The organism is Aeromicrobium sp. Root495 (assembly GCF_001426755.1).
Classification (GTDB): domain Bacteria; phylum Actinomycetota; class Actinomycetes; order Propionibacteriales; family Nocardioidaceae; genus Aeromicrobium.
On the sequence record NZ_LMFJ01000001.1, the window covers coordinates 117683 to 131664 of the forward strand.

Annotated in this window: 15 protein-coding genes; 7 read left to right on the forward strand and 8 right to left on the reverse strand. The window is 69.6% G+C overall.

Features of this window, described 5'->3' with window-relative positions; genetic code table 11:
• Window positions 1–18: 18 nt before the first annotated feature.
• From ASD11_RS00630 to ASD11_RS00645, 4 genes are read right to left on the reverse strand one after another with little or no spacing between them, the layout of a single operon-like run.
• Window positions 19–663 (reverse strand): TetR/AcrR family transcriptional regulator, encoded by a 645-nt coding sequence (locus ASD11_RS00630; protein WP_056281860.1) that lies wholly within the window; start codon window positions 661–663, stop codon window positions 19–21.
• 12 nt (window positions 664–675) lie between these two features.
• Window positions 676–1431, reverse strand: a complete 756-nt coding sequence (locus ASD11_RS00635; protein ID WP_056281863.1) for a hypothetical protein — start codon at window positions 1429–1431, stop codon at window positions 676–678.
• Entirely contained in the window at window positions 1428–2147 is a 720-nt protein-coding gene (locus ASD11_RS00640) for a hypothetical protein (protein WP_056281866.1), read from the reverse strand. Before ASD11_RS00640 ends, ASD11_RS00635 begins: the two co-directional genes overlap by 4 nt.
• Window positions 2148–2161: 14 nt before the next feature.
• A complete protein-coding gene (locus ASD11_RS00645; protein WP_056281869.1) occupies window positions 2162–2911 on the reverse strand; it encodes a hypothetical protein in 750 nt (249 codons plus the stop codon).
• Window positions 2912–3044: 133 nt separating this feature from the next.
• On the opposite strand from ASD11_RS00645, the gene ASD11_RS00650 reads away from it, so the two are divergent.
• A complete protein-coding gene (locus tag ASD11_RS00650; protein WP_056281870.1) occupies window positions 3045–3710 on the forward strand; it encodes a TetR/AcrR family transcriptional regulator in 666 nt (221 codons plus the stop codon).
• An 11-nt stretch (window positions 3711–3721) separates the two neighbouring features.
• Here ASD11_RS00650 and ASD11_RS00655 read toward each other — a convergent pair whose 3' ends face one another.
• The 3 genes from ASD11_RS00655 to ASD11_RS00665 all read right to left on the reverse strand — a co-directional run bounded on the left by ASD11_RS00655 (window position 3722) and on the right by ASD11_RS00665 (window position 6554).
• On the reverse strand, window positions 3722–5143 hold the full coding sequence (locus ASD11_RS00655) for a wax ester/triacylglycerol synthase domain-containing protein (RefSeq protein WP_056281873.1): 1422 nt from the start codon (window positions 5141–5143) through the stop codon (window positions 3722–3724).
• Complete coding sequence (locus ASD11_RS00660; RefSeq protein WP_056281875.1) at window positions 5127–6029, reverse strand: alpha/beta fold hydrolase; 903 nt, start codon at window positions 6027–6029, stop codon at window positions 5127–5129. Before ASD11_RS00660 ends, ASD11_RS00655 begins: the two co-directional genes overlap by 17 nt.
• Window positions 6030–6092: 63 nt before the next feature.
• Window positions 6093–6554: a MaoC/PaaZ C-terminal domain-containing protein gene (locus tag ASD11_RS00665; protein WP_056281878.1), complete on the reverse strand. Its 462-nt coding sequence runs from the start codon at window positions 6552–6554 to the stop codon at window positions 6093–6095.
• A 77-nt stretch (window positions 6555–6631) separates the two neighbouring features.
• Here ASD11_RS00665 and ASD11_RS00670 point away from each other — a divergent pair, with 77 nt between their 5' ends.
• Complete coding sequence (locus ASD11_RS00670; protein WP_056281881.1) at window positions 6632–8119, forward strand: class I adenylate-forming enzyme family protein; 1488 nt, start codon at window positions 6632–6634, stop codon at window positions 8117–8119.
• Window positions 8120–8121: 2 nt separating this feature from the next.
• On the opposite strand, the gene ASD11_RS00675 is transcribed toward ASD11_RS00670, so the two are convergent.
• Complete coding sequence (locus tag ASD11_RS00675; RefSeq protein ID WP_056281884.1) at window positions 8122–8679, reverse strand: TetR/AcrR family transcriptional regulator; 558 nt, start codon at window positions 8677–8679, stop codon at window positions 8122–8124.
• A gap of 158 nt (window positions 8680–8837) precedes the next feature.
• Here ASD11_RS00675 and ASD11_RS00680 point away from each other — a divergent pair, with 158 nt between their 5' ends.
• From ASD11_RS00680 to ASD11_RS00700, 5 genes are all read left to right on the forward strand, one after another.
• Window positions 8838–9617, forward strand: coding sequence for a hypothetical protein (locus ASD11_RS00680; RefSeq protein WP_056281889.1), 780 nt, complete (start codon window positions 8838–8840; stop codon window positions 9615–9617).
• Between the two features lie 43 nt (window positions 9618–9660).
• Window positions 9661–10299: a TetR/AcrR family transcriptional regulator gene (locus ASD11_RS00685; protein ID WP_056281891.1), complete on the forward strand. Its 639-nt coding sequence runs from the start codon at window positions 9661–9663 to the stop codon at window positions 10297–10299.
• A 232-nt stretch (window positions 10300–10531) separates the two neighbouring features.
• Window positions 10532–12457 (forward strand): flavin-containing monooxygenase, encoded by a 1926-nt coding sequence (locus ASD11_RS00690; protein ID WP_056281894.1) that lies wholly within the window; start codon window positions 10532–10534, stop codon window positions 12455–12457.
• Window positions 12454–13200 carry a hypothetical protein gene (locus ASD11_RS18330; RefSeq protein ID WP_056281897.1) on the forward strand — a complete coding sequence of 249 codons (747 nt, stop codon included), beginning with the start codon at window positions 12454–12456 and terminating at the stop codon, window positions 13198–13200. The genes ASD11_RS00690 and ASD11_RS18330 overlap by 4 nt, the downstream gene beginning before the upstream one ends.
• Window positions 13201–13209: 9 nt before the next feature.
• Complete coding sequence (locus tag ASD11_RS00700) at window positions 13210–13980, forward strand: hypothetical protein (RefSeq protein WP_056281900.1); 771 nt, start codon at window positions 13210–13212, stop codon at window positions 13978–13980.
• Window positions 13981–13982 lie beyond the last annotated feature (2 nt).

Below are 13982 nucleotides of genomic sequence, written 5' to 3' on the forward strand. Positions count from 1 at the left end.
CTCGTCGGGAAGGGCCCGTCAGCCGTGCGTGGCGGAGGATCGCTCGAGCTCGGCGCGGGCGCCGGCCTGGGCGAAGCGGGTGATGGCGGCGATGCGCGTCTCGACGTCGGCGAGGGCGGTGGCCGGGGGGAACAGCACGTCCTCCATGAGGACGGCGGACACGACGAGGCTCGCGGTGCAGGCGACGACCGTCTCCGCGGCCGTGGCGTCCAGCGTCGGTTCGCCGCCCCGACCCAGGAGCGCGGAGGAGAGCGCGCGGAGCCCCTGACCGTGCTGGCCGCCGCCTATGACGTCGTCGGAGCTCGATCGCGTGGCCTCCGACCAGGCGAGGATCAGTCCGCGGTTGTCTGAGACGAAGGCGAACAGGCGTCGGACGAGGTCGCCCACGAGCGCCTCGTGCGAGCCGCGGGCGTCCTCGGCGTCCCAGCTGCGGACGAACTCGTCGACGAACTCACGTCCGGGCTCGATCAGCGCCGCGTCGAACAGTCCGGCCTTGGACCCGAAGTAGCGGTAGATGAGGGTGATGGACGCGTCTGACTCGGCCGCCAGGTCCTTGAGGCTCGTCCCGAGGTAGCCCTTCTCGGCGAAGAGCCGACGCGCTGCGGCCGCGATGGCGGCACGGGCGTCGCCGCGCGGGTGCGGGTACCGCCTCGTCGTCGCCACCGGGCCATTCAATCAGCCGGGCTCGGTGCCCTCGGCGACCTGCTCGCCGAGCGCCCGGTGGATGCACCACGTGGTGCTGAGGATCCAGACGGAGTACGTGACGAGCGGGACGTAGAGGCCGACGGCGCCGTTCCACGCGAACGGTCCGTCCTTGAAGAACAGCACGGTGCCGGCCGGCAGGATGAGCAGCGCCTCCCAGAGGCTGAGGTAGGCCAACCAGCGGGGGAGGGCCGGCCGCTCGCTGCGGTCGAGCAGGATGGCCACGCCGACGGCGATGAGCTGCACCCACAGCGACCAGATGACGGTCATGAAGAGGATCCAGCCCAGGTCGTGCATGGCCTGGGTGACCTCGGCGGAGCGGCCCTCGGCGCGGTAGCTCGTGGCCATCCACACGGCGATGGGCGTGATGAACTCCAGCGACAGCAGCGCGCACGAGACCATCTGCACGTCGGCCAGGGCCTTGGCGCCGCGGATCCGCTTGAGCTGGCCCGAGATGGCGATGCCGAACGGCACCAGGAAGGCGCAGCCGGCCATCGCGATGACCATGCCGACCTTGATGGAGGTGGAGCTGTCGGTGTACATCCGCGCGATGGTGTCGGCGGAGGCGCTGGGGTCGGACGGCGGGATGAAGCCGGCGATCGCCAGGAACGCGCCGATCCACATCACCATCATGAGCGGACCGCTCAGGATGAGGACGCGCTGGACGCGGGCCTCCATCGAGCCGGTGTGGGGCGGTGTCGCCGCGGCGGGCGTGGCGGTCTGCGTCATGAGACGGCTCCTTCGGGACGGGTGGCGTGGCGGTGCATGAGGGCGGTCATCGTGACGATCCAGGTGACGAAGGCGATGACGGGGAGGTAGAAGCCGATGGCCCCGTTCCAGGCGAACGGGCCGGACGTGAAGAACACGGCGATCCCGCCTCCGGCGCCCGACAGTGCGATCCAGAGGTTGAGGTAGCCGGCCCACCGTGGCCACACGGGGTTCTCGGACCGATCGAGGAACGAGGCCACCGCGATGCAGCCCAGCTGGAAGACGTAGGCCGGGAAGACCATCACGAACGTGAGCCAGCCCAGGTCGTTGAGCATGCGCAGCGTGCCGTCGGCGAGGTCGGGACGGTAGGTCGCGGTCAGCCAGATCATGCTGCAGAGCTGGAAGAAGACGATGAGGAGCGTGGCGCCGCCGAACTGGATGCGGGCCATCACGCCGCCCGGTCCCTCGATCCGTGCGATGTGCGAGGAGATGACCGAGAAGAAGGGGAAGAGCAGCGTGCTGAACACGAGGCTCAGCACCATGCCCAGCCGGATCGAGAAGCGGTGCTCGGAGAAAAGGGTGGAGACCTCGTCGATCGAGAGCGAGGGGGAGGGCGGCGGGACGAACCGCGCGATGCCCATGAAGGCGACGAGGTAGAGCGCGAGGAAGGCCGCGCCCGACCACACGGCGGCGAGCTCGATGGCTCGCCGCCGCGTGGAGGCTGCTTGCTGATGCATGGTTGGGGCTCAGGTCAGACGAGCGCAGGCTCGTCGTCCGACAGCGCGGCGACCTGGGTCGCCTTGATGCGGTTGATGGCCTGGAACGTGGTGACGCTCATCGTGATCATCCAGCCGAAGAACACCGCGAACGGCATCCAGAAGGCGCCGATGCCGTCGTAGGCGAAGAGCCCGGTGTGGAAGAAAGCGATGAGACCGGCGGGGAAGATGAGGATGGCGCACCAGAAGTTGAGGTAGGCCACCCAGCGCGGGTAGAGGGTCGGGACGTTGTGGTCCTTGAGGATCGCGACGCCGATGAGCGCCATGAACACGGCGAACGGGGGCCACGTGAACAGGAAGTCGAACCAGACCCAGTCGTTCATGATCTGCATGATCTCCGGGTCGAGCGTCTCCGGGCGGAAGGCGATGACGGCCCACGTCATGGGGATGAGGATGAAGAAGACGTAGCCGCCGCCGTTGAGGGCGATCGAGCAGTACGTGAGGATCGGGTAGCCGCGCTCCATCTTGCGCATGATGATCGTGATCGCCATGGACCAGGTGGCCCAGAAGCCCCAGGCCATGCACTGGATGAGGCAGCCGAGGCGGATCTCGTTCTTGCGGTCGATGAACTTCTGCGCGAGCTCGTCCGCGGAGAGGTCGGGCGACGGCGGCGGGATGAAGTGCATCAGGAATCCCTGGGCGATCACCATCGCGACGATCAGGACGATGCCCGACCATACGGCCGCCTTCATGAGGCCGGAGTCGATCTCTGTCTTCAGTGCCATGTCTGGTGCTCCGTGGTCCGGGACCGGGCGTCGTGTTGCCCAGGTCACTTTAAGTGAGTGGCACTAACTTAAAGGATGAAGAGCATTTATGAAACAACATTGCTCGAAATACTTCGATGCGTAGGCTGAGGGCATGGCAGACGTGGACGGATCGCCCCGGCGCCAGGTGCGTCGAGGACCGGCCGAGGTCCGCGCCCTGGTGCTCCGAGCAGCACACGACCTGTTCGCGGAGCAGGGCTACCACGGCACCAAAACTCGCGAGATCGCCGAGCGGGCCAAGGTGGCCGAGCCGGTGATCTTCCGGAACTTCGGGTCCAAGGCCGAGATCTTCGAGGAGTCGATCCTCGCGCCGTTCTCCGACTTCGTGACCGACTGGGCAGCGTCGTGGCGGACCGAGCCGCTGGCGTCGGCCGACCCCTTCGAGATCACCCGGACCTTCGTGAAGGGCTTCTACGACCTGGTCCTCAAGCACCGCGAGCTGCTCCGGACCCTCTTCGCGGCCCGGGTCCAGGGCGGCGACGAGGCCCTGGCCGAGGTGGCCGGCCGCGTGGTCGACCAGTTCGCGGTGAACCTCTCCACGATGCGCGGCCTCCTGCTCGACCACGGCGGGGCCCGTCACTGGGCCGGCATCGACCCGCCCGTGACCGTCGCGGTGGCCGTCGGCTCGGTGCTGTCGCTCGTCGTGCTCGACGACTGGGTCTTCGTGCAGGGCGAGCGGCGGCCCGGCCGGGACCGTCAGGTCGAGGAGCTCACGCAGCTGCTGCTCCACGGCGTCGCGCACCGGCCCGCGCCCGAGTAGGGCGCCGAAGGTCAGGCCAGAGCGAGTACGTCGTCGAGACCCTTCTGGAGGCTCGCCCACAGCACGTCGGTGTCGGGGAAGACGTCGCCGTCGACGTTGATGCCGATGCAGCACGTGTCCACGTGCGTGCAGAGGGCCGCGCACATCGACGTGCCGGGAAGCGGTCCGAACACGAACATCCGCTCGAAGGGCGCCCCGGCGAAGTAGGTGGGGAACGGGACGCCGGGCCAGCAGCTCGTGGTGAGGGTGGCGCTCGTCGCCAGGGCGGTGATCGCGGTCGAGACCACGGGCGTCGGCGCGAGGTTCATGAAGGGGATGACGGTGTTGAGGAAGTCGAGCGCAGGCTCGGCGCGCACCTGGGCCACCCGCTCGCGCATGGCGCGGATCCGGTCGGCCGGGTCCGCTACTCCCGACGGGGCGGCGAAGAAGGCGCCGGTGAACCGGTTGCCGCCCATGGGGTCGTCGTCGCGACGCACGGAGACGGGCATGGAGATGGGGACGTCGCCCAGCTCGGCGTCGTGCTCGGCGTGGTAGTGGCGCAGGCCGCCGAGGATCGCCGACACGAAGGCGTCGTTCACCGTGCCGCCGGCGGACTTGCCGGCCTTCTTGATGTCGGCGAGGTCGCACTCCAGGACGCCGAAGCGCCACGTGGTCCGTGGACCGGGCTGGAGCAGCCCGGACTCGGCCGAGGGCGTCGGTCGCGCGACCCTGGCCACCGAGCGGGCGTACGCAGCGGCCCCGTTCCAGGCGGTGAGGGGATCGGCGACGGCCTTGCCCGCGGCGTCGGCCACCTTGGACACGAACCCCGGGACGGCCGACCCCTGCCAGGCAAGTCCTCGCCCGGTGGCCTGGAGCCGGTTGACCGCCGGCCGGGGCGCCGGCTCCTCGACGGCGACGGACTCCGCGTCCTGGGCGCGGTCGAGGATGCGAGAGAAGAGCTGGGTGGCCGCAGCGCCGTCCATGACGACGTGGTGGGCCTGCAGGAGGTAGGCCGAACGTCCGCCCTCGAGGCCGTCGACGAAGACGGCACGCCACGGGGGTCGCCCACGGTCGAGGGGCCTGACGCCGAGCTGTTCGGCGAGCTCGAGGACCTGCTTCATGGTGCCGGGGGCGTCCAGCGTGACGTGCTGGAGGTGGTGGTCGAGGTCGAAGTCCGGGTCGGGGGTCCAGCGGGGCGGACCGGTGGGCAGGGCCGGGTCGACCACCTTCTCGCCGAAGCGCGGCACGAGGCGGAGGGCCCAGCGGTGGGCGGCCTGCATGTGCTCCCACGAGGGGCTGGTGCCGAGGACGTCGAGCACGACGCCGGTCCACGAGTCGCTCGGGGGACGCTCGGTGCGCCACATGAGGCTGTCGAGGGCGTTGAGCGCACCCTCCGAGCCCCAGCTCCGGAGCTCCTCGTGGGCCTGGCGGGTCAGGTCATCCGGTTCGCTCATCGCGGTGCCTCTCGTCGACGGACTCATGGGCGTGCTGGTCGAGGAACTCCAGGAGCAGCCGGTTGACCTCGTCCGGGACCTCGAACATGGCGCAGTGGCCGATGCCGGGCAGCTCCACGAGCTGGGCGTCGGGCATCTGGCGCACCATGGCGCGGGCGGAGTGGACCGGGAGGATCCGGTCGTTCTCTCCCCAGATCATGAGGGTCTGGGCGCGCACGAGCCGGGGGTCCACGGCCGCAAGAGCCGCGGCTCCTATCCGCGCGGTGCTGACGAACCCCGGCGCGGCCATGAGGGGGATCGCGATCCGGGCCAGCTCCGGAGACATCGAGCGCCAGTCACCCAGGGCCGGACCGAGCAGGACGCGCCGGAGGACGGCGTGTCGGGCGACCCGCGAGGCCACGCCCGGGAGGTGGATGAGGAGGCTGAAGAGGCGGAAGCCCTGAAGGATCAGGGCGAGGCGGGCCGCGCTCAGCGGGATGCCTCCGCCCGAGACGAGCGCCACCGCTCGGACCCGGTCGGGTCGCCACATCGCGACGCAGAGCGTGACCAGCCCGCCGAGCGAGTGCCCCACGACCATGGCGTCGTCGAGCGCGAGGGAGTCGAGCAGGCCGGTCACCGTCTCCACGTGGGCGGTCATGTCACTCTCGTGGGGGAGAGGGTCGGAGAGCCCGAAGCCTGCAAGGTCGAGCGCGATGACGCGGTACCGGGCGCCGAGCGCAGGGATGTTCTCGAGCCAGGACTGCCAGGAGCCGCCGAGGCCGTGGACGAGCACGACGGTGTCCCCGGCGCCGTAGTCCACGTAGCTGACGGTGCGCCCGGAGACGACCGCGGAGTGTGTGTGCGCGGACCAGTCGATCGTCGTCCAGTGCGGAGGTGCGGCGGTCACGGGCGTCCTCGGGCAGGAGACGTCGGATGGATGCCCGATTATTGATGCAGGCTGTCTCTAAAGTCAAGGATGCATGCGCACCACGAGGATGCTCGCGAGATCGAGCACGACCCGGCCGTCGTCGTCCGTCATGACCCCGTGCGTGGCGACGTCGGCGGTGGACCCGTGGTCCCGGAGGCCGGTCACCTCGATCCGCAGCGACAGCGTGGCGCCGGGGCGGACGGGGCTCGGGAGGCGCATCCGGTCGATGCCCTTGCCCGCCACGAGGGCGAGCCTCTGCATGAAGTCCTGCGACGCCATCACGGAGTAGAGCGCCAGGGTGTGGATGCCGCTCGCCACCACCTCGCCGAAGACCGAGGCGGCTGCGGCAACGAGGTCGGTGTGGATGGGCAGCGGGTCCCAGCGACGGCCGAACTCCAGGATCTCCTCGAGGGGGACAGTGCGTGGACCCAGCTCGATCCAGTCCCCGACCGCCAGGTCGTCGCCGTGCAGCTTGGGCTCGGCTCTGAGTCGCAGATCGCTCACGTCACGACGCTATCAATCCTCCGCACCAGGCCGTATCTTCGCCTTCGAAGGAGAACGATCGATCACAGGAGGCTCGTGTGCCCACGCTCGGAGGACTCGTCGCGCAGCAGGCCGCTCGGGTGCCGCAGCGCGAGGCGCTCGTGGCCGGCGAGCGGCGATGGACCTGGCGCCGGCTCGATGCAGAGGTGTCTCGCGCTGCCGGCACGCTGGCCGCCGCGGGCGTGCGACCCGGCGACCGGGTCGCGATCGTGGCGTCCAACACCCCGGAGAACGTCGTGGCCTACTTCGCCACGTTGCGGCTCGCCGCGATCGTGGTGCCGGTCAACACGCGCCTGGCGCCGCCCGAGCTGCGCCACGTGGTCGAGGACTCGGGCAGCCGGGTCGTCCTGGTCGGGGCTCCCGAGGAGGCGACCGTCGGGAGCGCCCTCGCCGACGTGCCAGGGGTGGAGGTCCGGGCCCTGACCTCGCTGGCCGACGACTCGGTCGCGCCGGTGGTCGAGGACCGGGCCACGGAGGCCTCCGACGCGCTCATCGTCTACACCTCCGGCACCACCGGCCGACCCAAGGGCGTGCTCCACAGCCACCACAGCGCGATCTGGGCCGCGCTGGCGCAGGTGACGTCGCTCGGGATGACGGACGGAGAGCGGTACCTGCACCTGCCCCCGCTCTACCACTCCGGCGGCGTGGTCTACCTCGACGCGATGGCGCTGCTGGGCGGGACGAACGTCCTTGTCCCGGTCTTCGAGCCTGCGGCCGTGCTCGAGGTCATCGAGACTGAGCACATCACGGCGCTGCTGGGGGTGCCGACGATGTTCCAGCTGCTGCTGCGCGAGCCGTCGGCGCGCACGCGTGACACGTCGAGCTGGCGCATCGGTGTGTTCGGCGCGGCGCCCATGCCCGAGAAGGCGATCGGACAGCTGCTCGAGACGTTCCCGACCGTGTCCTTCACGCAGCAGTGCGGACAGACCGAGGCGGGCCCGACCGGCCTGTTCTCCACGATGGACCAGGTCCGGTCGTGCCCCGACTCGTCCGGGCACCAGGCGCAGCCGTTCGTCGAGGCCATGGTGGTGCGGCCCGACGGCGAGCCGGTCGGCCCGGACGAGGTGGGCGAGCTGTGCTTCAGGAGCGAGGCCGTCATGAAGGGCTACTGGAACGACCCCGACGCCACGGCCGAGGCGGTCCGGGACGGCTGGCTCCACACCGGCGACCTGCTCCACGTGCGGCCCGACGGGTCGATGAAGCTCGTCGACCGCATGAAGGACGTCATCATCACGGGCGGGCGCAACGTCTACTCGGCCGAGGTGGAGCAGGCCGTGGTCCGGCACCCTGCCGTCGCGGACTGCGCCGTGGTGGGTGAGGCCGACGAGGTCTGGGGCGAGACGGTCGTCGTGGTCGTGACGCTCGAGCCCGGCCGCGCCCTCACGATCGAGGAGCTGCGGGCGCACTGCCTCGGGCTCGTGGCGGACTACAAGGTGCCTCGCGTCCTGCGGTACGGGCCGGTGCCGCGGAACCCGGCGGGCAAGGTGCAGAAGCACCTGCTCCGGTCCTCGCCTCCGGACGCCTGACGTCAGTCCTCGGTGCGGAGCCCGTCCATGGCTGCCATGGCGAGCCGGACGAGCAGCGACTCGAGGTCCGCGGGTGGCCGGCTGCCCGCGCGTCGCGTCGTGTCCGAGGACATGAGCGCGTGGACGCCGCGGATGGTCGCGACGAGGTCCTCGCGCGGGTGGCCGGGGTAGCAGGCGTCCAGGAGACCGACCCAGTGCTCGATGTACTGGTGCTGGCGACGGGTGAACCGGCGCAGGTGGTCGTCGGTGAGCAGGTGGTTCTCGCGCTGCCAGATGTCGGCCAGCTGGGCGCGGCCGAGGCAGAACCTGACGTGCACCGCCACGAGCGCCCGAAGGTCGGCGCGGGGGTCGTCGGTGGTCTCGGGGACCTGGAGCAGCATGGCGTCGATGACCTCGTCCATGAGGGTCGCGAGGATCTCCTGCTTGCTGCTGAAGTGGCGGTAGACGCCGGACCCGACGATGCCGGCCTCCTTGCCGATGGCGTCGATGCCCACGCCGTCGAAGCTCCGCTCGGAGAAGAGGCGCTCGGCCGCCTGGAGGATCTTCTGCTCTCGACTCACGCGAGAACTCTACGGTCAGGCCGATCCGCAGACGAGATCTTGCCTGAGACGGGGTGACTCAGAAATGCGGAGGCGGTATTGATGTCAGTGAACACTGACGCTATTGTGCCTGTGACGCGGGTCTCACCGAGGACCTGCCCCGAGCACGGAGCCGATCCATGACGACCTTGCAGTCCGAGCCCCTGACGCCGTCGCAGTACGCCCACGAGAAGCTCCAGCTGGGCCTGTGGGCCTGCGGCATCGGCTTCGGCGTGCTCTTCTTCGTGGGACTGGCCGTCTTCTCGGGCTTCATCCCGCCGCCGTCGCCCGAGCTCACCGGCGAGCAGCTGCTGGCCAAGTACGACAACCTCAACATGGTGAAGCTCGGCATCCTCACGGGCCTGCTCGGCGCTACGCTGCTCATCCCGTGGTCGGCGATGGTCTCGATGCAGATCGCGCGGATGGAGGAGGGCCGCCGCTTCCCGATGTGGTCGATCACCTCGTTCATCGCCGGAGCGGTGAACGCCGTCGCGTTCATCCTGCCCTTCATCTTCTGGGCCGGCGCCTACTACCGCGCCGATCGCTCGCCGGAGCTCGTGCAGCTCATCAGCGACATGACGTGGCTCGAGTTCCTGCTCTTCTTCCCCGCCTTCAGCATGCAGCTCTTCTGCCTTGCGATGGCCGGTCTGACCCAGCGTCGCGGTCCGCAGGTCTTCCCGCGCTGGTTCCTCTACCTCAACCTCTGGATGGCCATCGTCGGCTCCACCGGCATGCTGTGCCTCTTCTTCACGTCCGGGCCGTTCGCCTGGAACGGGGCGATCGGGTTCTACCTCCCCGTCGGCGCGTACGTGCCGTTCCTGATCATCACGTGGGTCGTGTTCTACCGGGTCATCCGGGCCGAGAAGCTCTGCTACGCCACCGAGGAGTCACGCCGCGGGTCGCTCGTCGGCGCGGTCTGAGCCGGTCCCGGTGGCGGGGCGGTCCGTCCGTAGGGTGTCGGACATGAGCGCGGGTGCTGCAGCGGACGGTCGCCGGCTCATCGGCGCCCGGAACCGGCAGAAGCTGCTCGACGCCGCCACCGGGCTGTTCGCCCAGCGGGGCTACCGGGGCACCACCACGCGCGACATCGCCGCGGCGGCGGGCATCACCGAGCGGACCCTCTTCCGGCACGTGCCGTCCAAGGCCGTGCTGTTCCGCGAGGCCGTCATCGGTCCCGTCGACGAGTTCGTGCGGGCCTTCAGCGCCGGGTGGAACGACCGGCCGCGGGGCTCCCGCGAGAGCGAGGTCGAGGTCCGCGAGTTCTACGACAACCTGCTCGTGGTGATCGACCAGGAGCGCAGCCTCCTGCTCGCACTGCTGGCCGCGCTGGCCTACGAGGACCACGAGGGCGACTTCCCCGACCTCGACCTCACCTTCGCCCCCATGCTCGACGCGCTGGCCGAGATCCTCGCCGTCGAGTCCGACCTGAGGAGCTGGACCCTCGAGCCGCGCATCGCGGTGCGGCTCATCGTGGGCATGGCGCTGTCGGTCACGATCCATCGCGACTGGCTCTTCGCCGGTGGCACCCTTCCCGAGCGCGACCTGCTCGTGGACCAGCTGACGCGGTTCACGGTGCACGGTCTCGCCGGCGTCGCCCGCTGAGGTCCCGGTCGTCCGTCCGATGAAGGGCAGTCCTCCTGCGTGCCTGGACGGCCGAGAACGCTCCTTCGGCAGCCCTGACCCCATTTTTTGGACTCAGTGCCCCAGAAGTCGTTGACGTGGCCACCCTCTCTGGGGATATATTGAGACTGCGACATTCAATATTCGGTCGCGCACTCTCACCCGGACGGATGTCGAGGCTCGGCTCCGTTCGACGAACCGCCGGAGGCCTCTCGTGTCCCACCCCACGCCCGACGTCCGTGACCCTGCGCTGCGTGAGGCTCTCGACGAGGCCAACATCCCCACCCTCGTGCTCGTCCTGGCCCACCTCACCGGCGACGACCGCTGGCTCCAGGACCCGTACCGTCCGAGGCCCGGCAAGGTGCTCGACGACAACGACAGCGGCAGCCTCCCCAAGGACGTGCAGCGCGAGATCCGCGACGCGGCCCACGACGCGATCCTGCGGTCGGAGAAGTCGGGGCGGACGTTCCCCGAGATCTCGGCCGAGCAGGTCGCGACCATGCTGGGCGTCGCGCTCGTCGAGGACGTCCCCGCCGAGTACGGCCCGCTCCTCGCGGAGGAGCTGGGCGTGGTCTCGCGCGACGTGGAGATCACCGGTCCCGCCAAGGACGACCTCTCCGTGGTCATCATCGGCGCCGGCCTCTCCGGGCTGAGCCTCGCCTTCAAGCTCGAGGCCGCCGGGATCCGCTACCGCATCCTGGAGAAGAACCCCGAGATCGGCGGCACCTGGCTGGAGAACATCTACCCCGGCTGCGGCGTCGACACCCCGAGCCACCTCTACTCGTTCTCCTTCGCGCCCAACACCGAGTGGTCGCGCTTCTTCGCCAAGCGCCCCGAGGTCTTCAGCTACCTCGAGCGACTCACGGCGGAGCACGGCGTCCGCGACGGCATCGAGTTCGGCGTCGAGGTGGAGAGCGCCGCGTACGACACCGCCTCGCGCACCTGGACCGTCCGCGCCCGGCACGCCTCCGGCGAGGTCGAGGTCATCGAGTCGCCCGTCCTCGTCAGCGCCGTGGGCATGGTCAACCGGCCGTCCGTCCCGCCCATCGAGGGCATCGACGCTTTCGACGGCCCCTCGATGCACACCGCGGAGTGGGACCCCTCGGTCCAGATCGAGGGCAAGGTCGTCGGCGTCATCGGCACGGGAGCCAGCGCCATGCAGCTCGTCCCGTCCATCGCCGGCGAGGCCGAGAAGGTCGTGGTCTTCCAGCGCTCGAAGCAGTGGGCCATCCCGCACCCGAACTACCACCGCGACGTGCCCGAGGCGGTCCGCTACCTCATGCGCCGCGTGCCCACCTACATCCGCTGGTACCGACTCCGGTCCTTCTGGAACTTCAGCGACCGTCTGCACGCCTCGCTCCAGGTGGACCCCACGTGGCCGCACCCCGAGCGCTCCATCAACGCCCAGAACGAGCGTCACCGCGTCTTCCTCACGAAGTACATCAAGGAGCAGCTCGCGGACCGCCCCGACCTCTGGGACGCCTGCATCCCGGACTACCCGCCCTACGGCAAGCGCCCGCTGCTCGACAACCGGTGGTTCGAGACCATCCAGCGCGACGACGTCGAGCTCGTGACCGACGGCGTGAAGCGTGTGGAGGGCCACAAGGTCGAGACGGTCGGCGGCGAGGTCTTCGACGTCGACGTCCTGGTGCTCGCCACCGGCTTCAAGACGCTGCAGTTCCTGTGGCCCATGGAGATCCGCGGCGCGTCGGGACAGACGCTCGCCGAGCAGTGGGGCTTCCACGACGCGCGGGCCTACCTCGGCGTGACGGTGCCGGACTTCCCGAACTTCTTCATCCTGAACGGCCCCAACACCAACGCGGGCCACGGCGGCAGCGCGATCATCGCCGACGAGTTCCAGGTCCGCTACGTCATGCAGGCCCTGGAGCACCTCGCCTCGGGCGACGTCTCGACGATCGAGGTGCGGCGCGAGGTCTTCGAGTCCTACAACGAGGAGCTCGACGAGGCCCTGAGCCAGGCCATCTGGTCGCACGAGGGCATGACGACGTACTACCGGAACGAGGCGGGGCGCGTCGTCGTGAGCGGTCCGTGGACCTACCTCGACTGGTGGAACCGCATGAAGCATCTCGACCCGGCCGAGTACGTCCTGCAGCCCGCATCGGAGAAGGCCTCGGCGTGACGTCGCCCGGGTCCTACGACCCCGTGGCGGTGCTCGGGTCCATCGACGACCACCGGAACTGGGTGCTGGCCTGCTTCGCGGTGGCCGCAGTGTTCACGTTCTCGTACTTCATCGAGTCGTTCAGGCTCGTGGCCCGTCACCACGTCTACACCGCACCCCTCGCCGCCGTCGGCTGGTTCGCGATGCACGACCTGGGCTTCGTGCTGCAGTACGACGACTGGTTCAACACCTACGACCACTGGTGGGTCAAGGCCTGGTGGTTCGCGCTCATCGCCACCTCGGTGATCGAGCTCGTCTTCGTCGCGATCTTCATCCGGTACGGGTGGAGCGAGCTGCTCCCGCAGGTCTCGCACCGCACGTTCGCGCTGCTGAGCATCGCGATGATGCTCGGGATCGGGGCGGTCTGGGCGGTCACGAAGTCAGTCCTGGGGGACGAGCTCTACCTCGTGTCCTTCCCCGTCACGGCGTTCTGGGCGCTGCCCTTCAGCACGGCACTCGCCCTGCGACGGGGGAGCGGCCTCGGGCAGTCCCCGCGGCAGGAGGTCTTCGTGGTGTTCATCGTCGTGGCCTTCCAGGCTGCGCTGTGGCCGCTCGACGAGGTCTTCCGCTCGGTGCCGTTCATGGCCTTCACGGTCACAGCGGTCTGCTGGGGCGTGGCCAACGTGTGGCTGCTCCGGGTCCTTCCCGACGGCGAGTCCCCTCGAGACACCGAGGGCGTCTCCCGCGCCCCGGCCAAGGTCTGAGGAGGCCAGGTGTACGACGAGATCGCGGTCCTTCAGGTCATCGACGACAAGGCGGTGCTGGCCTGCGCCTTCGGGGCGCTCGCCTTCCTCGCCAACTGGACGTACTTCTACGCCTGCGCACGGGCGGCCCGCCGCGACCAGTGCTCGCCCATGGCCCTGTGGGCCACGACGATCTTCATCGCGCACGACGGCAGCTTCCTGATCCATGCCCGGCACTGGTTCACCGACTACGAGGGTGTCGCGGGGGCCTGGATGCTGCCGCTCTTCTGGTGCGGGCTGATCGTCACGTTCGGCTTCGAGCTCGTCTTCCTCGGTCAGACCATCCGGTACGGACGGAACGAGTACGCGCCGCGCCTCAGCCAGCGGCAGTGGCTCGGGTACGTCCTGGCGGCTCTCGCGGTCGGGATGGTGTTCTGGTCGGTGACCAAGACCTACCTCGACGACCCGATCTACCTCATGACGTTCCTCGTCACCTACGCCATGTGCGCCCCAGCCACCATCCAGGCCCTGGCGCGACGTGGGGACTCGTCCGGTCTGGACCCGCTGCTCACCTGGACGTACCTTGCGGTCGGCGTCTTCTTCGTCGCCCTCACGGTCGGCGTGATCGGCAGCGAGCCCGCGGGTGAGCCGTTCCGCCAGGGTTGGTTCCTCGTGGGGAGCCTTCTGGTGTTCGCCCTGGCCGGCGCCCTCATCGTCCTGCAACGGGTGCTGCCGCCGCCCGGCCGCGAGTTCCGCGGCGTCGACGGCAGCGTGCACCGCGCCCCGCTCGTCGTCTCGTGAGA